Source organism: Kitasatospora sp. NPDC127116 (assembly GCF_042677365.1).
GTDB classification, from domain to species: Bacteria; Actinomycetota; Actinomycetes; order Streptomycetales; family Streptomycetaceae; genus Kitasatospora; species Kitasatospora lactacystinica.
Map to the genome: position 1 here is coordinate 21,382 of NZ_JBHXTL010000018.1, position 22,993 is coordinate 44,374.

General features: G+C 71.9%; 13 protein-coding genes and 2 pseudogenes. 13 read left to right on the forward strand and 2 right to left on the reverse strand.

The window, feature by feature from the left end:
• Positions 1–128 precede the first annotated feature (128 nt).
• The 3 genes from panD (at position 129) to ACFVHV_RS10985 (ending at position 4,944) form a co-directional block, all read left to right on the forward strand.
• Positions 129–551: an aspartate 1-decarboxylase gene (gene panD / locus ACFVHV_RS10975; RefSeq protein ID WP_359898896.1), complete on the forward strand. Its 423-nt coding sequence runs from the start codon at positions 129–131 to the stop codon at positions 549–551.
• A gap of 208 nt (positions 552–759) precedes the next feature.
• Positions 760–2,100 (forward strand): GH1 family beta-glucosidase, encoded by a 1,341-nt coding sequence (locus ACFVHV_RS10980; RefSeq protein WP_380350703.1) that lies wholly within the window; start codon positions 760–762, stop codon positions 2,098–2,100.
• Positions 2,101–2,463: 363 nt separating this feature from the next.
• The gene (locus ACFVHV_RS10985; RefSeq protein ID WP_359898900.1) at positions 2,464–4,944 is read left to right on the forward strand and encodes an FHA domain-containing protein; all 2,481 of its coding nucleotides are present in this window, start codon (positions 2,464–2,466) and stop codon (positions 4,942–4,944) included.
• A 103-nt stretch (positions 4,945–5,047) separates the two neighbouring features.
• Here ACFVHV_RS10985 and ACFVHV_RS10990 read toward each other — a convergent pair whose 3' ends face one another.
• Positions 5,048–7,297, reverse strand: a complete 2,250-nt coding sequence (locus ACFVHV_RS10990; protein WP_380350705.1) for an MMPL family transporter — start codon at positions 7,295–7,297, stop codon at positions 5,048–5,050.
• A gap of 140 nt (positions 7,298–7,437) precedes the next feature.
• Between ACFVHV_RS10990 and ACFVHV_RS10995 the strand changes: the two genes are divergently transcribed.
• From ACFVHV_RS10995 to ACFVHV_RS11020, 6 genes and pseudogenes are all read left to right on the forward strand, one after another.
• A complete protein-coding gene (locus ACFVHV_RS10995) occupies positions 7,438–8,112 on the forward strand; it encodes a TetR/AcrR family transcriptional regulator (RefSeq protein ID WP_380350707.1) in 675 nt (224 codons plus the stop codon).
• 303 nt (positions 8,113–8,415) lie between these two features.
• A complete protein-coding gene (locus ACFVHV_RS11000) occupies positions 8,416–9,930 on the forward strand; it encodes a TIGR02677 family protein (protein WP_380350709.1) in 1,515 nt (504 codons plus the stop codon).
• Positions 9,927–11,141: a TIGR02678 family protein gene (locus tag ACFVHV_RS11005; RefSeq protein WP_380350710.1), complete on the forward strand. Its 1,215-nt coding sequence runs from the start codon at positions 9,927–9,929 to the stop codon at positions 11,139–11,141. The genes ACFVHV_RS11000 and ACFVHV_RS11005 overlap by 4 nt, the downstream gene beginning before the upstream one ends.
• A 16-nt stretch (positions 11,142–11,157) precedes the next feature.
• A complete protein-coding gene (locus ACFVHV_RS11010; RefSeq protein WP_359898922.1) occupies positions 11,158–15,255 on the forward strand; it encodes a TIGR02680 family protein in 4,098 nt (1,365 codons plus the stop codon).
• A pseudogene (locus ACFVHV_RS11015) lies at positions 15,176–16,441 on the forward strand (TIGR02679 family protein); the annotation flags it as partial. The gene ACFVHV_RS11010 and the pseudogene ACFVHV_RS11015, both read left to right, overlap by 80 nt.
• Before the next feature lie 53 nt (positions 16,442–16,494).
• Positions 16,495–16,620 (forward strand): annotated as a pseudogene (locus tag ACFVHV_RS11020) (family 1 glycosylhydrolase); the annotation flags it as partial.
• Positions 16,621–16,898: 278 nt separating this feature from the next.
• On the opposite strand, the gene ACFVHV_RS11025 reads toward ACFVHV_RS11020, so the two are convergent.
• Positions 16,899–18,251: a chloride channel protein gene (locus ACFVHV_RS11025; RefSeq protein ID WP_380350713.1), complete on the reverse strand. Its 1,353-nt coding sequence runs from the start codon at positions 18,249–18,251 to the stop codon at positions 16,899–16,901.
• 315 nt (positions 18,252–18,566) lie between these two features.
• Between ACFVHV_RS11025 and ACFVHV_RS11030 the strand changes: the two genes are divergently transcribed.
• Genes ACFVHV_RS11030 through ACFVHV_RS11045 form a run of 4 tightly spaced genes read left to right on the forward strand, consistent with a single transcriptional unit; the run spans position 18,567 to position 22,963 of the window.
• The gene (locus ACFVHV_RS11030; RefSeq protein ID WP_359898928.1) at positions 18,567–19,406 is read left to right on the forward strand and encodes an SDR family oxidoreductase; all 840 of its coding nucleotides are present in this window, start codon (positions 18,567–18,569) and stop codon (positions 19,404–19,406) included.
• 7 nt (positions 19,407–19,413) lie between these two features.
• A complete protein-coding gene (locus tag ACFVHV_RS11035) occupies positions 19,414–20,406 on the forward strand; it encodes an NAD(P)/FAD-dependent oxidoreductase (protein WP_380350715.1) in 993 nt (330 codons plus the stop codon).
• Between the two features lie 35 nt (positions 20,407–20,441).
• Entirely contained in the window at positions 20,442–21,923 is a 1,482-nt protein-coding gene (locus tag ACFVHV_RS11040) for a cytochrome ubiquinol oxidase subunit I (protein ID WP_380350717.1), read from the forward strand.
• A complete protein-coding gene (locus tag ACFVHV_RS11045; RefSeq protein ID WP_380350719.1) occupies positions 21,920–22,963 on the forward strand; it encodes a cytochrome d ubiquinol oxidase subunit II in 1,044 nt (347 codons plus the stop codon). Before ACFVHV_RS11040 ends, ACFVHV_RS11045 begins: the two co-directional genes overlap by 4 nt.
• Positions 22,964–22,993: the final 30 nt, after the last annotated feature.

The window sequence follows — 22,993 nt, forward strand, 5'->3', positions numbered from 1 at the left end:
CCTGACCACCGCACTTCCCGCCGCGGGCCCCTGATCGTGACGGAGCGTCAGCCGGAACCGCGGAGAGGTCTCCCGTGTTCGCCGAGGGCGTCACGGTGCCAGTACACCCCGTCAAAGAAGGAGCAGTCATGTATCGCACCCTGATGCGGTCGAAGATCCACCGGGCCACGGTGACGCAGGCCGACCTGCACTACGTCGGCTCGCTGACCATCTGCGCCGACCTGATGGAGGCCGCCGACCTGGTGGCCGGCGAGAAGGTCGACATCGTCGACATCAACAACGGGCAGCGGCTGTCCACCTATGTGATCGAGGGGCCGCGCGGCAGCGGTGTGATCGGCATCAACGGCGCCGCCGCCCGGCTCATCGGCGTCGGCGACCTTGTGATCATCATCGCCTACGCGCAGGTGCACCAGGACGAACTCGGCAAGCTCGAACCCCGGGTGGTCTTCGTCGACGAGAACAACCGGATCCTGCACGAGGGCTCCGATCCGGCCGACGTGCCGGCGGAATCCGGCCTGGTCCGCGGTGACACCCTCGCGAACGGGAACTGAGCCGGGATCACCGCGCAACGGGTCCATGGCATTTCGCCCCGGCGCCGGCCGGCACCCGTCGGCTGACGCTGGCCGGCACCGGTCGGCCGCCGCGCACGGCTCCGGCCGAATAGGGGTCCGACCGCCGAAGTCCGGGGTCGCCTCCTCTGGTGTTCCGGCGCGGCGTCAGTAATATGACAGCCCCTCATGTTCTCCTCAGGAGGCTGTCATGCCCGACCGCTTCGACCTGCCGGCGGACTTCCGCTGGGGTGCCGCCACCGCCGCCCACCAGATCGAGGGGGCGGTGGAGGAGGACGGCCGCGGACCGTCCGTCTGGGACACCTTCACCGCCCGCCCCGGCGCCGTCCGCGACGGCCACACCGGCGAGGTGGCCTGCGACCACTACCACCGGTACCCCGAGGACATCGCCCTGATGAAGGGCCTCGGGCTCGACGGCTACCGCTTCTCCGTCGCCTGGTCCCGCGTCCTGCCCACCGGCGCCGGCGCGGTGAACCCCGCCGGCCTCGCCTTCTACGACCGCCTCGTGGACGCACTGCTGGAGGCGGGCATCACCCCGCTGCCCACCCTCTTCCACTGGGACCTCCCGCAGGCCCTCGAAGACCACGGCGGCTGGCTGAACCGCGACACCGCGTACCGCTTCGCCGAATACGCCACCGTCGTGGCCGACCGCCTCGGCGACCGCGTCCCCGCCTGGATCACCCTCAACGAGCCCTTCGTCCACACCGTCTTCGGCTACGCCCTGGGCACCCACGCCCCCGGCCGCACCCTGATGTTCGAGGCCCTCCCCGCCGCCCACCACCAACTCCTCGCCCACGGCCTGGCCGCCTCCGTCCTCCACGACCGCGGCCTGGAGGCGATGCTCTCCAACAACCTCACCCCCGTCGAGCCGGCCTCCTCCGAGCCCGCCGACCTCGCCGCCGCAGCCGCCTACGACACCCTCCACAACCGGCTGTTCACCGACCCCGTCCTCCTCGGCCGCTACCCCGACCTCTCCGCCCTCGGCGTCCCCGACGACATCTTCGGCGCCGTGCGCGACGGCGACCTCGACCTCATCCACACCCCCGGCCTGGACGGCCTCGGCCTCAACTTCTACAACCCCACCCGCGTCGCCGCCCCCACCGAACCGGGCCTGCCCTTCGACCTCGTCGACATCCCCGACGTCCCCCACACCGCCTTCGGCTGGCCCGTCGTCCCCGACGCCCTCACCCGCCTCCTCCTCTCCCTCCGCGACACCTACGGCAAGGCCCTCCCACCCATCACCATCACCGAGAACGGCTGCTCCGTCACCGAGGAGACCGTCCCCGACCAGCCCCGCATCGACTTCATGGCCGCCCACCTCGACGCCCTCGCCGCCGCTGTCGCCGAAGGCATCGACATCCGCGGCTACTACACCTGGTCCCTCCTCGACAACTTCGAATGGGCCGAGGGCTACCACCAGCGCTTCGGCCTGGTCCACGTCGACTTCGCGACGCAGCAGCGCACCCCGAAGGCCTCGTACGCCTGGTACCGCGACCTGATCGCCGCCCACCGGGCGCGGTATACGACCTAGGAGTCGGCAACTCTCCGGCGGAGGGGTACGAGCAGAGGTTCGACACGTCCGAGTCCCGGTGGCCACCCCGACCCACCCCGTCGACACCCCCGGCGAACCGCACTGGTTCATCCGGGCGACGACGGGAGTACCCCGATGCGGCCGCCGACCGGGAACGTCCGCCCGGCCGGCCCGACGACCCCGTGCCCCTCGGCTTGGAGCGCACGGCTGATCCCGGCCCGGAGGTGCCGTGCCCGGACGGCCGGCCCGTGCGGTACCCGCGACGGTGGTGCCGGCCCGACCGGGGCGGTGCCTGCCCGGCGCCCGACGGGCCCCTCGACCAGTGGAAGCCCTCCGCGGGCCGGAGGGGCTATGGTCGAATACATGGGAGAGCGACAGGTCGCACCCATTGCGCCGGACCTGGTAATGACGACTGCCGGCGGCTCGCGGGTCCTCACCCCGAGCCGCTCGTACCACGTTGGCCGCGACCCGGTCAGCGAGATCCCGCTCAGTGACCCCCGGGTGTCATGGCACCACGCGGTGCTGCACCTCGGCGACGGACACTGGATGCTGGACGATCTGGACAGCGACAACGGCACCTGGTCCGGGGGCCGCCGGATCTCGCGCCTCGATCTCGGTGACCTCGGCACCGACAGTGTCATCCGGTTCGGCAGCCCCGGCGACGGCCCGGAGGTGGAGCTCACCTTGGCACCCCCGCAGCAGTCCGCCGTCCCGCGTCCCACTGCGCTGACTGCGATCACCGGCTCGTACCGGCCGCCCACCGGCATCCATCCGCTGATCGCCCGCACCCTGCGGATCGGCCGCGCACCCGACAACGACCTGGTCCTGGCCGACATCGAGGTTTCCCGCCACCACGCCGAACTGCACACCACCGCCGACGGCCGGTACGCGATCACCGATCTGCACAGCCACAACGGCACCTACCTCAACGGTCAACCGGTGGTGGAGGCCGTGATCGGCCCGGGAGACCTGCTGGGCATCGGCCACTCGGAGTTCTGCCTGGTCGACGGCGAACTCCAGGAGTTCGTCGACACCGGCGACATCACCCTCGACGTGGCCGACCTGGTGGTCACGGTCGGCGACGGCCGACTGCTCGACGGGATCAGCTTTCCGGTCGGCCTGGACTGCCTGCTGGCGGTCACCGGTCCGAGCGGCTCGGGCAAGTCGACCCTGCTGAACGCGCTCACCGGGCTGCGGCCCGCCGACGGTGGCACGGTGCGTTACGACGGTCGCGACCTCTACCGCGACTACGCCGAACTGCGCCACCGGATCGGCTTGGTGCCGCAGGACGACATCCTGCACACTCAGCTGACCGTCCGGCGCGCGCTCGGCTACGCCGCCGAACTGCGCTTCCCCGGCGACACCGGGGCGGCCGAGCGGAACGCCCGGGTCGACGAGGTGATCGCCGAACTGGGCCTGGAGAAGCGGGCCGACCTGGTGGTCGCCAGCCTCTCCGGCGGCCAGCGCAAGCGGGTCAGTGTGGCACTGGAACTGCTCACCAAGCCGTCGCTGCTCTTCCTCGACGAGCCGACCTCCGGCCTGGACCCGGGGATGGACCGCTCTGTGATGCAGATGCTCCGGGACCTGGCGGACGACGGTCGCACCGTCGTCGTGGTGACGCACAGCGTGCTGAGCCTCGATCTCTGTGACCGTCTGCTGATGCTCGCCCCGGGCGGTCGCACCGCGTACTACGGACCGCCCGGCGACGCTCTGGAGTACTTCGGGTGCTCGCAGTGGCCGCAAGTGTTCGAGAACTTCGAGACCCAGGAGGACCGCGACTGGATGGGCGAGTACCGGGCTTCGCCCGCGTACCGCCGGTACATCGACCCCGTGGAACGGCCCCGAGCCCCGGTCGCGCCGTCGGGGCCGGCCGAGTCGGACGGAATGCCGCCATCGGGGGCGGCCGGGCGCAGTGGTGTGCCCTCTGCACCGTCCGGGCAGCGCAGCCCGAGGTCCCCGCGGCCCGCGCGACGCCGTGCCTGGCCCGTACCGGTCGAGCCGCCCCCTCAGCCGCAGCGCTGGGACCGCCAGTTGGGCACCCTGGTGCGCCGCTACACCGCCGCACTGGCCGCCGACCGCACCTTCGCGGTGATCATGATCGCGCTGCCGTTCGTGATGGGCGTGCTGGCCCGGGCGTTGGCCGGCGGCAGGCTCACCGACAGCAGTGTGTTCAGTGCGCTGTTGATCCTCTGCGTCGGCGGGGTGCTCACCGGTGCCGCCAACGCGGTCCGCGAGCTGGTCAAGGAGCGGGTGATCTACCGGCGGGAGCGCGCCGTCGGGCTCTCCCGATCGGCGTACCTCTGCTCGAAGGTGGTGGTGCTCGGCACGGTCACGGTGGTTCAGGCCGTGGTGCTCACCATGGTCGCGTTGGCGGGAGTGCGGCTCAGACCCGAGGGTGGCAGCGGGGTCTTCCTGCCGCCGCTCGCCGAGATCGTCATCGTGATGGCGCTGCTCGCCGTCGCCGGAATGATGCTGGGACTGCTGATCTCGGCGCTGGTCGGCAAGGAAGAGGCCACCATGCCCCTGCTGGTGCTGCTGGCCATCGTGCAGGTCGTCTTCACCGGCACCCAGCTGCGCCTGTACGGGGTGCTGGGACTCGAACAGCTCTCCTGGCTGATGCCGTCCCGCTGGGCGATGGCGGCGATGGCCGCCACCGTCGATCTGCACGCCATCTCGCCCGGCAACAACCTGGCGGCCGATCCGCTGTTCCGGCACAGCGCGGGGACCTGGCTGCTGAGTACCGGAATGCTGCTGGTGCTCAGCCTGGCCTACGGCCTGGTGGTCTACTGGCTGCTGCGGCGGACCGAGCCAGCGGTCATGCGTCGGGCCCGGAAGGTCGGCTGACGGACCCGCTCGTCAGCCGGACCGATCCGGGCGCTGCGTCGCCGCCTTCCGCCGTGACCGGCGGACCGCGGCGTCGTGGGGCGCCTGCGGTCCGCCGGTGCCGCTAGCCGACCACCGCCGGGGAGCGGGGGGCCTCGGGGGCGGGCTCCGGCTGGTAGAGCTCGGTGCGTCCTTCGACGTGGAGGTGGGGCAGACGGCGGTCGAGCCAGGCCGGCAGCCACCAGTTGCCGCGGCCGAGCAGGTGCATCACGGCCGGTACCAGCAGCAGTCGGACCAGCGTGGCGTCGATCAGGATGGCCGACCCCATGCCGACGCCGATGACCTTGATCGGCAGGTCGGGCGCCGGGACGAAGGCCGCGAACACGGCGACCATGATGGCCGCCGCCGCGGTGATCACCCGCGCGGTGCCCGCCAGTCCGCTGACGATGGACTCCGCGTTGTCGTCGGTGCGAAGCCAGGCCTCCCGCATCCGACTCACCAGGAAGACCTCGTAGTCCATCGAGAGGCCGAACAGGACGGCGAAGGTCAGCACCGGCACGAAGGCCGGCAGCGGGGTGGGGCTGTCGATGCCGATCAACCGGCCGGCGGTGCCCCCTTCAAGGACGAGGGCGACCACGCCGTACGCGGCGCCGACGGAGAGCAGGTTCATCACAGCGGCCTTGAGGGCGACGGCGAGGCTGCGGAAGGCCACCAGGAGCAGGAGCATCGACACCGTGACCACGCCGCCGACCAGCAGCGGGATGCGGCGGGCGATGTTGTCGGTGCTGTCGATCGCGCTGGCGGTCGCCCCGCCGACGTGCACCCGGACGCCGGGGCCGACCGCAGCCGGGATGACGTGATCGCGGAGGTCGCGGACCAGGGTCTTGGTGGAGCTGGACTGCGGACCGCTGTCCGGGACGACGGTGAGCAGCAGCGAGCGGCCGTCGGAGCCGGGCACCGGAGGGGTCACGGCCGTGACGCCGGGCACCGCCTTCAGCGCGGTGGGCAGCGCGGCCGTCGCCTCGGCGGGGGTGCCCGGCGCCAACTCGGCGACCAGGACCAGCGGTCCGTTGCTGCCCGGTCCGAAGCCGGCGGCCACTGCGTCGTACGCCAGCCGGTTCGAGCGCCCGGCGGGGTCGTTGCCCGCGTCGGGGAAGCCGAAGCGCACGCCCAGGAACGGCGCCGCGAGCGCCAGCAGGACGAGGACCCCGGTGACGGCACCGAGGACGCGGTGACGCTCGACGAGCCTGCTCCAGCGCAGCCAGCCGGCGCTCACCGAGCTCTCGCCCCGGGCGGCGCGGCGCTGGGGCAGCCGGAGGCGTTCGATGTGTCGGCCGAGGTAGCCGAGCAGGGCGGGGAAGAGCGTGGCGGACGCGGCGATCACGACGAACACGGAGAGGATCGCAGAGACCGCGGCGCCGCGCATGAACGACAGGCCCATCGCGAACAGTCCGAGCATGCTGACCACCACGGTCATTCCGGCGACCACGACCGCGCGGCCCGCGGTGTCCAGCGCGGCGACCGTGGCGGCCTCGGGTTCGAGCCCCTCGGCGCGCCACTCGCGGAACCGGGTTACCAGCAGCAGCGCGTAGTCGATGCCGACGCCGATGCCCAGCATCGCGGCGAGCGAGGTCGACCAGTCCGGGACCGGCATGATCGCGGCGAGGACCGGCAGCAGGACGCTGCTGACCGCGAGCCCGCCGAGCGCGGTGAGCAGCGGCAGGCCGGCGGCCACGACCGAGCCGAAGGTGATCACCAGGATCAGGGCGGCGGCCGCGATGCCGATGCCCTCCGAGCCGATCGCGCCCTGCTCGGCCTGCTGGACCGCCATGCCGCCGAGGTGGACTCGCAGGCCGCCGTCGACGGGGCGGGCGAGGTCGAGCAGCCGCTGGGTGTCCGCCTCGGGCATGTCGGGGGCGACGGCGACGTCCAGGTGGATCTGCCCGAGGGCGGTGCGGCCGTCGGCCGACACCTTGCCGCGCGGGCCGTACGGGTCGTCGATGCCGCTGACGTGCGGCACCTCGGCCATCCGGGCGAGCAGGTCCTCGACCCGGCCGCGGGTGGCGGCGTCGGTCACGCTGCCGTCCGAGGTCAGCACCAGGCTGATCGATTCACCGCCCAGCCCGGGGAAGTCCCGTGCCAGCAGCTGCTGGGCCTGCTTGGAGTCCGAGCCGGGCGCGGTGTAGTCGGCGCTGTACTTGGCGCCGAGGCCGGCCGAGAGGCCGAAGGCCGCGCCGGCGGCGAGCAGCCAGAGCAGCACCGTGCGGCCCCGGTTCCGGAAGCTCCAACCGGCTATTCGGCCGAGCGGGCCGGGCCTGTGCGACCCGCTCTCCCCGGCGGCTGTCCGCCGATCCTCGCGCAGTCCCTGGGACATGTGGTCCTCCGTGCGTCGTCAGGGGCTCCGCCCCGGGCAAAGCGTTACGCTTCATAACGTGCCTTACGAAGCGTAACGTTTCCCTCGACGGGTACGGATTGTCAACGCGGTGACTGGCGCGGCGAGCGGATGGAGAGGCGATGACGGATGGGGCGACCGACGGGAGCGGGGGGCGGAGCCGCCGTGAGCGCCTGCGCGCCGACACGGTGGAGGAGATCAAGCGCGCGGCTCTGAGCCTGATCGTCGAGCGCGGCGCCGCGAACCTCCGCTTCACCGACATCGCCCGCAGCATGGGGATGACCCCGCCCGCGCTGTACCGCTACTTCGCCGACCGGGACGAGCTGCTCACCGCCTTGGTCGCCGACTCGTACGACAGCCTGTCGGACGCGTTGACGGCGACCCGCGAGACCGTGCCGCCGGACGACCTGGACGGACGCTTCATGGCCACCTGCATCGGCTACCGCACCTGGGCGCAGCGGAATCCGGAGCGCTTCGCCCTCATCTTCGGCGCCCCCGTGCCCGGGTACGCGGCCCCACCGGACGGACCGACCGTGGCGGCCGGCCGGCGGGCGATGGAGCACATGGTCGAACTCGTCGCCGACACGGCCGAACGCGGCCGGCTCGGCAGCCCGCCGGTGCCGGACGCGGCGGAAGCCCTGATGCTGGCCTGGGCCACCGTGCACGGCTTCGTCACCCTTGAGGCGCACGGCCACTTCCACGCGCTCGACCAGCAAGCGCGGGACCGCCTCTTCGCTGTCCAGGCGGGCGTCGCCGCGCGCACCGCAGGCCTGTCGCCGGCCGTGGACCGGTGGTGACCACAACCCGCGCGGCAGACGGCCATGGCTCGGTCGGCGCGGACGGCACCATCCGCGACTCCTGCGCCTCCCCGATGCGCCAGCCGGTCCGGGCCGGCCGGCACGCAGGCCTCCCCAGAGGCTCCGGCACACCTGCGCCGGCTGTACCTGCCGCACTCCGACCTGCGCCGGCTGCTGCAGGCGCTCCTCCCGTCGACGATCCGCCTGCAGGAGCCACTCCGGTGCATGTCCGAGACGGCGCGTCCGCGTACTGTGGTGCCCGGAAAACGGGGAGGGGAGCCGTTGCGCAGGGTGCCGCCGGAGATGTTCCGGTTCACGACGGGGGAGAAGGCCGACTTCTACGGTGCGATCCTGCAGGCCTTCGGCGCGGCCAACGAGCGGCTGGAGACCGCGCTGGGGCTGGACGACGTGCGCGCCCGGCTGCGGACGGTCGGCTGGCTCGACGCGGTGGACGACGACGAGCTCCAGGACGCGCTGCGAAGGCTCAGGGAGTGGCAGCTGCTGGACGTCGTGCAGAACCACGCGGAGAACTACCGCACCGCCGAGGAGTACGAGCGCCGCAACCTCCAGTACTCGCTGACCCGGCGCGGTGAGGCCGCGTCCGCCGGGGTCGAGCACGCGCTGTCCGTCCTCGCCTCGTCCGGTGCGCTCCAGACGGCGGTGCTGGAGGCGATCACGGACCGGCTCGACGAGCTGTACGTCCTGCTGGGGGACCCCATGTCCTCGGACCGGCGGGTCTTCACGACGCTGCAGGAGCTGGAGGGCCACCTGGAGGCACTGCTGGCCAACACCAAGGCGTTCAACGGCGAGTTGCAGCGCCTGCTGCGCGCCGAAGGTGCTGACCTGGCGACCTTCCGGGAGGTGAAGGCCGCGACGGTGGGCTATCTCCAGGAGTTCCTCGTCAACCTCGACCAGCGGGGACAGGCGGTCGCCTCCGCCGTGGAGCGGGTCGAGGGGCGGGGCGTGAGCCTGCTGCACGAGCGGGCGCTGCGGGGTGCCGAGCTGCCGCCGGTCGCCGAGGGTGATCCCGCGCCGGCCTGGTTGGAGCGGCGCCGGGCGCGTTGGCAGGGGCTGCAGGCCTGGTTCCGGCCTGCGGACGGGGCACGACCCCGGGCGGAGCAACTGCATGACGTGGCGCGCCGCGCGATCGTGACGCTCCTGCAGGTCCTTGACCGGATCACCGAGTCACGGCGCCGCTCCTCCAGCGCCGTCCAGGACTTCCGGGAGCTGGCCCGCTGGTTCGCCGCGGCGCCCACCGAGGACGACCTGCACCGCCTCTGGTCGGCCGCCTTCGGCCTGGGGCCGGCCCGTCACGCGCATCTCGCCCACCCCGACCCGGAGTTGGTTCCCTCGTCGGGCAGCTGGGCCGAGGCTCCGCCGGTGGAGGTGTCGGCCCTGCTGCGGACCAGTGGCCGCACCGAGCGGTTCACCCGCACCGGGAAGGTGCGCGACATCGGCGGGATCAAGGCGGCCCGTGCCGAGCGGGCGCGGAAGGAACGCGCCGAACTCGAAGCGGCCTGGGACGTCCTGACCACTGACGGTCCGGTGCGGCTCTCCGGCTTCGGCACGCTGGACCACGCCGTCTTCGACCGGCTGCTCGACCTCCTTGGCCGGGCGCTCGCCGGACGACCGGACGGCAGCGGAACGCGCCGGGCGGTCACCTCCGACGGCCGGGTCGAGATTCTCCTCCGGCCGCTGCCCGACGGCGGGCGGGCCGTTCTGCGGACACCTCGGGGGAAGCTGGAGGGACCGGACCACCTGGTGGAGATCCGCAGCGCGGGGAGCACATGGGAGCCCGCTGGGCGGGAGGCAGGATGAGCACCCTTGCGAACCAGCTGGTCCTGGCCGAGCGGCAGGACGTCGCCCGAGGCATCAAGCTGCTCCTCGGCCGGCCGCTGATCACCGAACGCGGAGACCCGTCCGCCTTCGAGGTGATCCGCCGTCGGCAGGACCCGTTGACGAAGTGGTTCGACTACCACTGCGGTTGGCAGCTGGCGGTGGAACCGCGCCTGGGGTACGCGCGCCTGCTCAAGATCCGGACCGTCCCCGACGCCTCGCGCCCCGCCCGTCGGCTGCGGTCCGGCAAGGCTCCGTTCGACCGCCGCCGCTACACCCTGCTGTGCGTCGTCGCGGCCGAGCTGCTCCCGGTCCCGGTGACGACGGTCGGCCTGCTCGCCGACCGGGTCGTCCAGGCCTGTGCCACCGACGAGGCGCTGCCGCCCTTCGACACGGCGAGCAGGCCCGAGCGCATGGCCTTCGTGGACGTCCTGAAGCTGCTGGAGGCGTACGGCGCGCTCCTCACCGTGGATGGCCTCACGGAGAGCTTCGTCGACTCGGCGAAGGCCAAGGTCCTCTACCGGGTGGACGCCACCGTACTGATGCGTCTCCTCGCCGCACCCGTCGGGCCGTCCCGGCTGGCCGTTCCGGCGGAGGACGTGCCGCTGCGCTTCGAGGAACTCCTGCGGGGCACGGTGCGCGAGAGCCGGTACGGTGGCGCCGACGCCTCCGATGCGCAGCGCAACCTCCGCCTGCGGCACTCGGTGCTGCGTCGGCTCTTCGACGATCCCGTCCTCCACCACGACGAGCTCGGCGCCGACGAAATGGCCTACCTCACCTCGCCGACCGGGCGCCAGATCGTCCGGCGCGCCGCCGAGCAGGGCGGGTTCGTGCTGGAGGAACGGGCCGACGGCCTGCTGCTCGTGGACCCGGACGGGATCGCCACCGACAGCCGCTTCCCGGACGACTCCGCGACGGCCCGTGTGGCGGCCCTGCTCCTGCTGGAACCGCTGACAGCCGCTCCGGACGGGCTGACACCGGAGCAGCTCGCGGCCGAGGCGAACGAACTCCTGCGGCGCTTCCCGCAGTGGGCGAAGAGCTACCAGTCGGAGGACGGCGCCCAGCGCCTCACGGCCGACGCCGTTCGCATCCTCGGCGACTTCGGCCTGGCCCGCCGGATCGGCGACCGCACCGTCCCCCGGCCCGCGGCGTTCCGGTACCGGACCACCGTGCCCGACGGTCCCGCGACCTGACCAGGGAAGAAAGCCGATGACCGTGACACAGTTCCCGCAGCCCTCCGCGTTCCCGACGGCGGCCGCAGCAACGCGGTGGCAGCCCTCCAGGGCCGGCATCCTCAATGTCTGGCGCTACTACGACGAGGTCTTCACCTTCCACGAGGGCCGACTGCTCCTGCGGGGACAGAACGGCACCGGCAAGTCGAAGGCGCTGGAGGTGCTCCTGCCCTTCCTGCTCGACGCCAGCCTGCGACCCAACCGGCTGTCCACCTTCGGTGGATCCGAGCGCACCATGCACTGGAATCTGATGGGCGAGGGCGCCTCGGGCAAGACCCGCGTCGGGTACGTGTGGCTGGAGTTCGTCCGCGACGACGGAGAAGACGACAGCGGTTCCGGCTGGTTCACCTGCGGCGCCAGACTCCAGGCCAGCGTGCACACCACCGGTGTCACCGTCGACTACTTCACCACCGGCGCGCGGATCGACCGCCCAGGCGGTCTCTCCCTGCTCAACGACGCGGGCCAGCCGCTCACCCGTGCCGCGCTGGCCGAAGCGCTGCAAGGCCGGGGCGAGCTGCACGGATCACCGACCGACTACCGCAACACGGTCCGGAGCAGGCTCTTTTCCGGGCTGAGCGAGCAGCGCTACGACGCCCTGATCACCGCGCTGCTCCAGCTCCGCACCCCCAAGCTCTCGGAGCGCCTGGATCCGTCGCTGCTGTCCTCCCTGCTCTCGCGGGCCCTGCCCCCGCTCGGCCAGGGCGAGATCACCGAACTGGCCGAGGGCTTCGAACGCCTCGACCGCCAGCGTGAGCACCTGAAGGCCCTGGACGACGAGGTGGCCGCGGCCACCGCCGTCGCGACCCAGCAACGCGGCTACGCCCAGCGCGTCCTGCGCGCGGGGGCGGCGGCGCTCATTTCCGCGACGACCGAGATGGACAATCTCACCCGCATCGCCAGGGAGAGCGAGGAGGAGCACGCCGACGCCCTGCGCCGGCGCGATGAGGACAGAAGGGCGCGGGAGGAGCTCGAACACCGGCGACAGGAGATCGAGGGCACCGTCGAGGGGCTGCTCGACTCCGAGGCCTACCGACAGGGGCAGGAACTCGATCAGCTCCGTCGCAGGACCGACCAGGCCGCGGGAGCCGCCGCCCGTGCCCGCGCCGCCGCTGACCGGAAGGTTCAGGCGGCCGACGAGGACGCCGGGCGTGCCGACGAGGCACGGCTGCGCTCTGAGCAACGGGCTGAACACACCCGCGTGGCCAGGGAGGAGACGCGCGGCGCGGCACGGCGAGCAGCCATGGAGTCCGTCTGCACCGAGGTGCAGACGTTGCTAGGCGCCGCACCGGGGCCGTCCGGGGACGCGCAGGAGCAAGGGCGCACGGCACGCCGCCTGCTGCGCGGCGCGGTCGTCTCGCGGCACGGCCAGATCGCCGAGGTCCGCACCGCCGTCGAGTGTCACGAGCGTTCCCTCGCGGGCCGGACGGCGGCGGAGCAGCACCTCGACACGGCGCGCGAACGGCTGGCCGACGCGACTGCGAAGCGCGAGGCGAACGCCCACGCCTACGAGACGGCCGTCGATGCCCACGCCGACCGGCTGCGCCGGTGGGCAACGGCCGACTGCACCGAGCTGTTGATAGATGACGTCGAGGAGATCGCCTCCCGCGCCGCCGTCGAGACCGACGTCCTCGCGCTGGTCGAAGCCGCCGCCCGGGCCGTGGAGAGCTCCATCACCGTGGACGAGACGACTGCCCGCGCCGGCCGGGACAACGCCCGCGCCCGGCGTGACCTGGTCGTCGGGGAACTGGAGCGCACCGCGGCCGCGGCGGATCTCCCGCCGGTGCCGCCACGGACCCGCACGGCCGACCGGTCGGTCCTGCCGGGCGCGCCACTGTGGCGACTGCTGGTGTTCCGGCCGGACGTGCCGCCTGCCGACCAGGCAGGTATCGAAGCGGCTCTGGAAGCGGCCGGCCTGCTCGACGCCTGGATGACCCCCGACGGAGGCCTCGTCGTCTCCGGACACGACACCCTGGCCGACCCGGCATCGGCCCTTCCCGCACCGGGTCCCTCGCTGCTCGACGTCCTCGCTCCGGAACCCGACGGCCCGGTGCCGTCCGGCCGGGTACAGAGGCTGCTGGCCGGCATCGCCTACGGCCCCACGCTCCCGGCGGGCCACCCTGCCGCCGTGGCGGCCGACGGAAGCTGGCGGCTGGCGACGGTGGTCGGCTCCTGGACCAAGGAGGAGTCCAGCCACATCGGCGCCGCGGCCCGGGAACGCGCCAGGCAGCGACGGATCGCGGACCTCGCCGCCGAACTGGCCGAGGTCGAGACCAGCGTCACCGGCTTCGAGACGCGGCTGCGCGCCGTTGCCGACCGCCGGACGCGGCTCGGTGCCGACCTCCGCTGCCGGCCGCACCACCGGGAGGTGGAACAGGCCAAGCGGGTCTGGGAACGGTCCGAGTCCGAGGTGGGTGCCCGCGAGGATACCGTTCGCGAGGCCGTCGAACGCTTGGCGAGGCAGGAGGAGGTGGTTGCGGACGCGCTGCGCGTACTCGCCGTCGCCTCGGCCGAGCACGCCCTGCCGACCGAACGGGCCGCCCTGGACGCGACCGCCACGGCGATCGACGCGCTGCGCGAGCAGGCAGACGTCTGGCTCGATGCGCACCTGGCCTGGACGGCCGCCCAGCAGGCCTGGGACATCGCCCGCAGCCACGCCGAGGCGTCCCGGGGTACGGCAGCCGAGAGCCTGGGCGAGGCCGAGGACGCCGAGGCCGCCGCCCGCGGGCTCCGATCCGCGCTCCTGGCCGTCGAGAGCACCGTCGGCGAGGACTACCGCCAAGTGGCCGCCCGGATCAGCCACTTCCGAACGATGCTCGACCGGACCCGCCACGAGATCGACACCGGCAACCGGTCGCTCCTCGCCCTCGAAGGCCGGATCGGCGCGCTGGGCGCCACGACGGCCCAGGACGCGGCCCGGCGTGATGAGGCTGTGCTGGTCCGGAACGAGGCCGCCCACGGCTTCCGGCGCCTGTGCGTCCTCGGATTCCCCGAGGACGCGGGCCTCGACCTCGTCCTCACCTCCGTGGACGGCACTCGCGCGACCCTCGAAGCGGCACGCGAGACCGCCGCGACATGGCCCAACCTGCCGCACGGCACCAGGAACCTCGGCGACTCCCTGAACCGCCTCTCCGAGGCCGTCCACCGAGCCCGCCAGAGCCTCAGCAGCCGTGCCGACCTCGAATTCGAAGCCGAGGAGGACATCCACGTCCTCACCGCCACCGTCGACGGCATCCGTGTCGGCGCGACCAGCCTCCTCGCCATCCTCACCGGCGACCGTGACCGCAGCCAGGACGACATCACCGCCGCCGAACGGAGCCTCTTCGACCGAACCCTCACCGGCGACACCCGCCGCCACCTCGCTTCCCGGATCCGCCAGGCCGGTGAACTCGTCGAGCGGATGAACGGCCACCTCGAACGGGTCCGCACCGCCTCACGGGTGGCGGTCCGTCTGGTGTGGCAGATCCACCCCGACCTGCCCGCCGGCACCCGGACAGCCCGTGAACTGCTGCTCAAGGACCCGGCCCGGATCACCGAAGCCGACCGCGAGGCCCTGCACGCCTTCTTCCGGGGCCGTATCGAGGAGGCCAAGACCCGCAACACGGCGGCGACTTGGGAAGAGCAGCTCGCGGAGGTCCTCGACTACACGGCCTGGCACCAGTTCGTCGTCAAGCTGGACCGCGCCAACGGCGCCGGGTGGCAGCTGCTCACCAAGAAGCTCCACGGCGCGCTGTCGGGCGGCGAGAAGGCCATCGCACTCCACCTGCCGCTCTTCGCCGCGGTGGCCGCCCACTACGAGGCGGTGCCGGAGTCCCCGCGGCTGATCCTGCTCGACGAGGTCTTCGTCGGCGTCGACACCGTCAACCGAGGGCAGGTCTTCGCCCTCCTCGCGGCGCTCGACCTCGACCTGGTGCTCACCTCCGACCACGAGTGGTGCACCTACCGGGAGCTCTCCGGGATCGCCGTCCACCAGCTGATCACCGGAGGCGACGGCGACGATGCCGTCACCAGCGTCCGGTTCACCTGGACGGGTGCCGACCTGCTGCCCGACGAAGCCGGCCCGGAGGGATCGGCATGACAGGCCGCCATCCTCTCGACGTCCCGAACTCAGGCCCCTCTGGTCGGCCGTCCACGATCGCCTGTCGACCGGCCGCCCCGTCAGCCGGGTGCGGTCGGGGCCGCTCGACGAAGCCGGCCGGGAGGCCCTGGCCGACCTCCTCGGACTGGACCGGCTCCCCGGTGCCGAACCGACGATCCCCCTCGCGGTACTGGAAGCCGCTGTGGTGGACGCCTGCGGTCGGCCGGTCCGGGAGGCGGTGGCCGCGATCATCGGCCCGATCGACGACCGGGCCGCCGAGCGTGAGCGCAGGACCGGTCAGCGCGACGCCCTGTGGGGCTGGTTGGCAGGGCACGAGGTGGTCACCGCCCAGCCCGTTCTTCTCGAATGGGTCGGCCATCTACGCGCCAATGGCCTCGTCGACGGCTCTCCCGACCGGACCAGGGGCCTCCTGACCGCCGCGCTGGCCGTCCTGGCCGCACTCCCGGCCGATGGCGAGCCACTGCCTGTGTTCGCCGCTCGCCTCCTCGGTGACTCGCACGCCCTCGACGACGGGACTCGGCTGTCCTCCCTCGTCCTGCGTGCACTGGCGGTGCTGTACGGCACCGACATGCCGGATGCCGCCGAGGGGCGACGTTCGCTCTGGAGCCGAGCCGGCGTCGCCGACGACGAACTGTCGGCCACCGTGCTCGCCGTCGGCCTCCGCCCCGAGGGAGCAGGCCCGGTCGCCGGGGTCTCCCGGATCTGCGCCGCGTCCGGTCACCCCATCAGCCTCACCCTCGCCCAGCTGCGCTCACCCGGCGAATTCACCGGTCCCGCAGGACCGGTGCACGTCACCGAGAACCCCAGTGTGCTCGCCCTCGCCCTACGGCGCTTCGGCCGGCACTGCCCGCCACTGGTCTGCACCTCCGGCTGGCCCAACACCGCCGTGATCCACCTGCTGCGCCGACTCGCCGACGACGGCGCCTCCCTGCGCTACCACGGCGACTTCGACGGCGAGGGCATCCGCATCGCGGCTCACGTCATGGCCAAGGCCGGAGCCGTCCCCTGGCGGATGGCGGCCGACGACTACCGGGCCGCCGTGTCCCGGGTTCCCCGGGGCCCCGATCCGGGGCGCCTCACGCCCGCCCCGTGGGACCGGGCGCTCGTCGACTCCATCGCCGAACTGCGCAGCGCAGTGGTCGAGGAGGTGGTCGCCGACCTTCTCCTCGACGACTTGGCAGAGTACCGTCACGGATGGAACGACAGGCTGTTCGACGGGCCGAGGGCTACCACCAGCGCTTCGGCATCGTCCACGTCGACTTCGCGACGCAGCAGCGCACGCCGAAGGCCTCCTACGCCTGGTGCCTCGACCTGATCGCCGCCCACCGATCCGGGCACGGTTGATAGTTGGGCTCCGGGTTGGACGTGGCAACCGTCAGGATCGAGCAGGTCCGGCGGGGCTTCGTGAAACGCAAACCCATGGCTGCACACCGCACTCGGGGAGGATGACAGGGTGTTCGACGGGTCGGGCGGTCTTCGCCAGTGGTTCAGCCCGCGGCTCGATCAGGCACGGTTGGTTTGACCTGACTGAACGGGGGCAACCTCCACCGGCCGAGCGTCTACCACCGCAGGCTCCAGCACGTCTTCTCACCCCCGGTGACCGAGACGGCTGGACAACGACATCAGGAAGCGTGCGGGGTCCCGGACACCGGTCGTGACGTTTCCGGCTGGGCGAGCCTGGACGACGTGACATGGCAGACCACGACCGCCACGATCACCAGCGGCATGGCGGTGACGCCGTCGGACCCCAGCAGCAGGGTCGCCAGTAGTACGGAGGTCATCGGCAGCCTGAGCATGGCGACCGACATCGCGCCCATGCCCATGGCGGCGGAGGAGATGACGGGCAGCCCGGGCAGGTGGGAGAGCGCGATCCCTGCCGTGGCACCCAGGAACAGCGCTGGGAAGATCGGTCCTCCCCGGAATGCCGCCAATGACACACCGTAGGCGAGCCACTTGCACACGATTAGCAGTGTCAGTGCTCCCACCGAGTAACTCGTACTGTGGAGCAGCAGTTGGGGCAGCGCGGACTGACCGGAGAACAGGACGTCGGATGGCGGCTTCCCCACGCCCTCGGCGTACGCGATGGCGAGCCCTGCCACGGCGAGGCCGGCCACCGGTGTGAGCAGCAACCGTCTGTGGTTGACGCGCGGCTGGAGGAAGAGCGCGAGGCACCGGACTCCCGTGCCGGCGAACGCCGCCGCCACCCCGATGGCGAGAGCCCAGCCGAACTGGGCGACGTTCGGATGGCTCACTGCGGGAAGGCTGGGAATCGTCAGCGTGCCAGCCCCGACCCCGGTCCAGGCGCCGAGCCCGATGAAGACGAGATACCCGACTCCGGAGGCCAGCAGACCGGGCAGCAGTACGATCCCCAGCACCGGGCCGCCGAGTCCTGACGCCTCCATCAGCAGGAACGCTCCGAGCAGGGGCGAGCCCAGCAGGGCGCTGATGGCCGCGAAGCTTCCCGCGGCGCCGACCACGGCCTGGGCCCTGGCATCGACGCCCGGCTTGAGCAGCCGGACGACGTACACGGCCAGGCCTCCGCCGAGCGCGATCAGGGGCGCCTCGGGCCCGATCACCGCGCCGAAACCCAGCGACGCCAGCGCTGCGAGAAGGATCCCGGGCAGTTCGGCGGCCGCAGGGACGCCTGCGGTCTTGAGCCCCTCGGCCGGCTGGTGGCCGCCGTTGCCGGGCAGGTACTGGACGGTCAGTGCCACCAGAAGTCCTGCCAGCCCCATCAGGGGCAGCGGCCACCAGGGCGGTGCCCCGTGGAATCCCAGTCCGTTCGGCAGATCGGTGTAGAGCGCCTTCTGGAGCTGGTCGACGGCCTGGAGGAAGCCGTACGCGCCCGCTGACAGGAGCACGCCGAGGACGGCCGAGATGACCAGGAGCGCCAGGTAGCCCTTGGTCCGCAGGGGGCCGAATGGGTCGGCGGGCGGCGCCGCCGCAGGATCGCCCGTGGGCTCGTCCGGTGACATCAAGTCGCTTTCCCGACACCACCTACTGTGCCGACTCGGTCGATGCTGACAGCAGAAGGTCCGATTCCTCCACGCTTTGCTGAAGTCGGGACCGTCAAGGGTCATTCGAGCCGACATCTCCGGATCGTGCGGCGCTTTCTAGTCCGATTGCGTGGCGCTCACTACCGAACGGGTGAGCACTGCGTGGCGCTTCGGGCTCGTCGTGCCTGATGGTGCTTCTCTCGCCGAGAAGTGTGGAGCCTGGAAGAGCATGGGCACCGGGGCGGGCGGTCCGTCACTGCCCGCCGGGCCGCCCACAGATCCGAAGGAGAAGTCGTGGCAGGCAGTGTCGGTGAGAATCGCGGGGTGATCCACTCGCAGCTCCTGGCCGGGCAGAAGGCCCTGGTGACCGGTGCCAACTCCGGCATCGGCAAGGCCACGGCGATTGCTCTCGGCCGGGCCGGCGCGGACGTCGTCGTCAACTACGTTGTCGGCGCGGACGAGGCCGAGAAGGTGGTCGCGGAGATCGAGGCCTTCGGGGTCCGTGCCTACGCGCACGAGGCCGACGTGTCCGACGAGGAGCAGGTCGTCCAGATGGTCTCGGGCATGGTCGACGAGCTCGGCACCATCGACATCATGGTCGCCAACGCGGGCCTGCAGCGGGACGCTCCCGTCACGGAGATGACACTGGCCCAGTGGAACAAGGTCATCGACGTCAACCTCACCGGCCAGTTCCTCTGCGCCCGGGAGGCGGCCAAGGAGTTCCTGCGGCGTGGCGTCGTCCCGGAGGTGTCCCGTGCCGCCGGAAAGATCATCTGCATGAGCTCGGTCCACCAGATCATTCCCTGGTCGGGGCACGTGAACTACGCCTCCTCCAAGGGCGGCGTCGGCATGATGATGCAGACGCTCGCCCAAGAGCTGGCGCCCAAGAAGATCCGGGTGAACGCGGTCGCCCCCGGCGCCATCCGCACCCCCATCAACAAGGACGCCTGGGACACCCCCGAGGCCGAGGCCGACCTCCTCCGGCTGATCCCCTATCGCCGCGTCGGTGACCCGGAGGACATCGCCAACGCCGTCGTGGCAGTGGCCTCCGACCTGCTCGACTACGTGGTGGGCACGACGCTCTACGTGGACGGCGGAATGACGCTCTTCCCCGGCTTCGCAACCGGCGGCTGACACCGCGATGGAGGACCACATCACGCCCCGCCGAGTGGTGATCCTCGGCGGGGGATTCGCCGGGTTGTTCGCCGCCCGGGCGCTGCGCCGGTCGCCCGTCGCCGTGACCCTCGTCGACCGCTGCGCCCGGACTGAGTCGGCCACGGACGCCCGGGAGCGGCAGGCGTGGCTCACCTTCGCGCTCGTCGGGGCCGGGCCGACCGGAGTCGAACTCGCCGGGCAGATCCGCGAGATCGCCGGCCACACGCTCGAAAGGCAGTTCCGCACGATCGAGCCCGGGCAGGCGCGGGTGCTGCTCCTCGAGGGGGCCGACTCCGTGCTGGCCGCGTTCGGGCCGACCCTGGCCCGCCGCGCGGCCGGGACACTGAAGGGCCTCGGGGTCGAGCTCCACATGGGAGCGATGGTCATCGGCGTGGACGAGCGCGGCCTGACGGCGCGTGACCGTGCCGGCGCGATCACCCGGATCGACGCGCGCACCGTGCTGTGGACGGCCGGCATGGAGGCGCCACCGCTCGCCGGGGTGCTGGCCCGGGCGACCGGCGCCCAGCAGGACCGGGCCGGCCGGATCCTCGTCGAGCCCGACCTCACGATCGCCGGCCACCCGGAGATCCGCGTGGTGGGCGACCTGATGAGTCTGAACAGGCTGCCGGGCCTGGCCGAGGTCGCGATGCAATCGGGTGCCTGCACGGGCCGCGCGATCCGCCGCGCCGTGGAAGGCCGGACCAAACAGCCGAAGCCCTTCAGATACCTGGACCTCGGCAGCGCCGCCTACATCTCCCGGGGCCGGGCGGTCGTCAAGGTCGGACGGCTGAACGTGTCAGGGGTCACGGGCTGGCTGGCCTGGTTGTTCATCCACATCGCCTTCCTCACCGGCTTCCGCAGCAGGATCGGAGCGCTGCTCACCTGGTTGATCGTGTTCGCCTCCGGGTCCCGCCGCGAGCGCGCTTTCACCTCCGCCGGAACCCGCGCCCCGACCGACCCGGCCCCGCCGGCTCACTGACCCAGCGCCACACGGATCGAGCCATCGAGGCACACATGCACAGCACCACACTTCTTCTCGCGAACACCCCACCCCAGACGTTGCCCGCGCGCGAGCTGATGGCCTTCACCCTGGGCTCCCACATCCTCCTGGTCCCGTTCGGTGTCGCGCTGCCTTTCATCACGCTCCTGATGCACCATCGCGGGCTGCGCAAGGGTGACGTCGTGGCCCTGAAGCTGGCCCGGCGCTGGTCGGCGGTGATGGCCGTGCAGTTCGCCATCGGGATCGTCACCGGTACTGTCCTCTCCTTCGAGTTCGGACTGCTGTGGCCGAGGATGATGGGCCGCTGGGGGGACGTGTTCGGTCTCGGATTCGGCGTCGAGGCCTGGGCGTTCTTCCTTGAAGCCGTCCTCATCGCGATCTACCTGTACGGCTGGCGCAGGCTCAGGCCCTGGACGCACTTCTGGCTCGGCACGCCGCTGCCGCTGGCCGCGCTGCTGGGAGCCTTCGGCATCATCGCGGCGAACTCCTGGATGAACACCCCGCAGGGCTTCACTCTCGACGCCCAGGGCAACCCGGTCGATGTCACGGTGCGGCAGGCGATCTTCACACCGATCTTCGGCCCGCAGTACTGGCACTTCGCGGTGGCGATGTTCCTGACCGCCGGCTACGTGGTCGCCGGGGTCTACGCGGTCGGCTGGCTGCGCGGACGCCGCGACCGGTACCACAGGCTCGGCTTCACCGTGCCGTTCACCGTCGCCGCGATCCTCACGCCGGTCCAGTTCTTCCTGGGCGACAATCTCGCCCGGCAGGTCTTCCACAAGCAGCCGGTCAAGTTCGCCGCCGCCGAGATCGTCTGGAACACCGACACCCACGTGCCGGAGTACCTGTTCGGGCGCCTCAACGAGGACGGAACGATCTCCGGCGGCATCAAGATCCCCCAACTCGACTCCATCCTGGCCGGATTCAAGCCCAGCACCCAGGTCACCGGCCTGACCTCGGTGGCCGCCGACGACCGCCCCACCGCCACCCAGGCGACCATCGTCCACTGGGCCTTCGACATCATGGCGACCATCGGCAGCCTGCTGATCCTGCTCGCCCTCTGGTACGCGTGGTGCTGGTGGCGCCGCCGTGATCTCCCCCGATCCCGGTGGTTCTTCCGCTGCGCTGCCGTCGCCGGGGCCGCCAGTCTGCTGACCGTGGAGTGCGGCTGGATCACCACCGAGGTCGGCCGCCAACCCTGGATCGTCTACTTCAACATGCGGGTCTCCGACGCGGTCACCGCCACCCGCGTGAGTTCACTGTGGACGATGTTCGGCATCGTGGTGGCCGTGTATGTGCTCATTTTCGGTGCCTTCCTCGCCGTGCTGCTGAAGATGCGCACCCGCTGGCGGATCGCCGACGAGAGCCCGGCCGGGCAGGCCGGCGCGCTCGGTCCGGAGGCCGGCACTCCGTACGGCCCAAGGGAAGGGACCATGGCAACCACCGGAGCCGCGCCGGATCCCGGTACGCCGCAGTCACCTGGTGGTGCGTCATGATGGCCGACGCGATCTCCTGGGTCCTGGTGCTGGCAGTCGCCGCCTACGCCTGCGCCGGGGGCACCGACTACGGCGCCGGGTTCTGGGATCTGCTGGCCGGGGGAGCCGAGCGCGGCGAGCGGCCCCGCTGGCTGATCGACCATGCCATGGCACCCGTCTGGGAGGCCAACAACGTCTGGCTGATCTTCGTCTTCATCATCATGTGGACCGGCTTCCCCACGATGTTCCAGGCCGTGTTCGGTGCCATGTGGCTGCCGCTGGCCCTGGCCGCCATCGGCCTGGTCCTGCGCGGCGCAGGCTTCGCCCTGCGCAAGCCGACCCGGAGCCTGGCCGGACGGCGGATCTACGGCGCGGTCTTCGCGGTCTCCTCACTGCTCACCCCCTTCTTCTTCGGCGTGGTCATCGGCGGCATCGCCTCCGGCCGGGTCGCGCCCGGGGCCACGGCCTCCTCCGACGCCTGGGCCAATCCCACGTCCATCGTCGCCGGGCTGCTCACCGTCGCGGCCACCGCGTACCTCGGCGCCGTCTTCCTCACCGCGGACGCGCGCCGCTTCGGAGCCGACGACCTGGTCCGGTACTTCCGGTTCCGAGCGCTCTGCAGCCTCGCAGCCATCGTGGTGCTGGCGGTCATTGGCATCCCCGTCACCCACCACGACGCCGAGTACGTCTGGCACGGCCTTACCCATGGAGCCGGGTTGGCGCTCGTGATCCTCGCCGCCCTCGCCGCCGCCCTCACCGCACTGCTGCTCGCGCGGCGGGAGTACCGCTGGTGCCGCTACACCTCGGTGGCCGGCGTCGCTCTGACCGTGGCCGCCTGGGGCCTCGCCCAGCGCCCGTACCTGCTGCCCACATCGTTGACGGTGGCACAGGCCGCGGGAGCCGCCCACACGTTGCGCTGGTTGGCGATCGTCACGGTGATCGCGGTCGTGCTGGTCGGGCCGGCCCTCGTCCTGCTCTACCGTCTCGACACGCTCGGCGACCTGGAGCCCCTCACCGACTCCGATACGCGAGGGGCTCAGGCACCGGGCGACAACCCCTAGCCCGACCGGGCCCCCTCCGGTTCGGCCGCT

Coding starts and splice junctions, on each gene's coding strand:
- panD (WP_359898896.1), top strand. CDS start 129: ATGTATCGCACCCTGATGCGGTCGAAGATCCACCGGGCCACGGTGACG.
- ACFVHV_RS10980 (WP_380350703.1), top strand. CDS start 760: ATGCCCGACCGCTTCGACCTGCCGGCGGACTTCCGCTGGGGTGCCGCC.
- ACFVHV_RS10985 (WP_359898900.1), top strand. CDS start 2,464: ATGGGAGAGCGACAGGTCGCACCCATTGCGCCGGACCTGGTAATGACG.
- ACFVHV_RS10990 (WP_380350705.1), bottom strand. CDS start 7,297: ATGTCCCAGGGACTGCGCGAGGATCGGCGGACAGCCGCCGGGGAGAGC.
- ACFVHV_RS10995 (WP_380350707.1), top strand. CDS start 7,438: ATGACGGATGGGGCGACCGACGGGAGCGGGGGGCGGAGCCGCCGTGAG.
- ACFVHV_RS11000 (WP_380350709.1), top strand. CDS start 8,416: ATGTTCCGGTTCACGACGGGGGAGAAGGCCGACTTCTACGGTGCGATC.
- ACFVHV_RS11005 (WP_380350710.1), top strand. CDS start 9,927: ATGAGCACCCTTGCGAACCAGCTGGTCCTGGCCGAGCGGCAGGACGTC.
- ACFVHV_RS11010 (WP_359898922.1), top strand. CDS start 11,158: ATGACCGTGACACAGTTCCCGCAGCCCTCCGCGTTCCCGACGGCGGCC.
- ACFVHV_RS11025 (WP_380350713.1), bottom strand. CDS start 18,251: ATGTCACCGGACGAGCCCACGGGCGATCCTGCGGCGGCGCCGCCCGCC.
- ACFVHV_RS11035 (WP_380350715.1), top strand. CDS start 19,414: ATGGAGGACCACATCACGCCCCGCCGAGTGGTGATCCTCGGCGGGGGA.
- ACFVHV_RS11040 (WP_380350717.1), top strand. CDS start 20,442: ATGCACAGCACCACACTTCTTCTCGCGAACACCCCACCCCAGACGTTG.
- ACFVHV_RS11045 (WP_380350719.1), top strand. CDS start 21,920: ATGATGGCCGACGCGATCTCCTGGGTCCTGGTGCTGGCAGTCGCCGCC.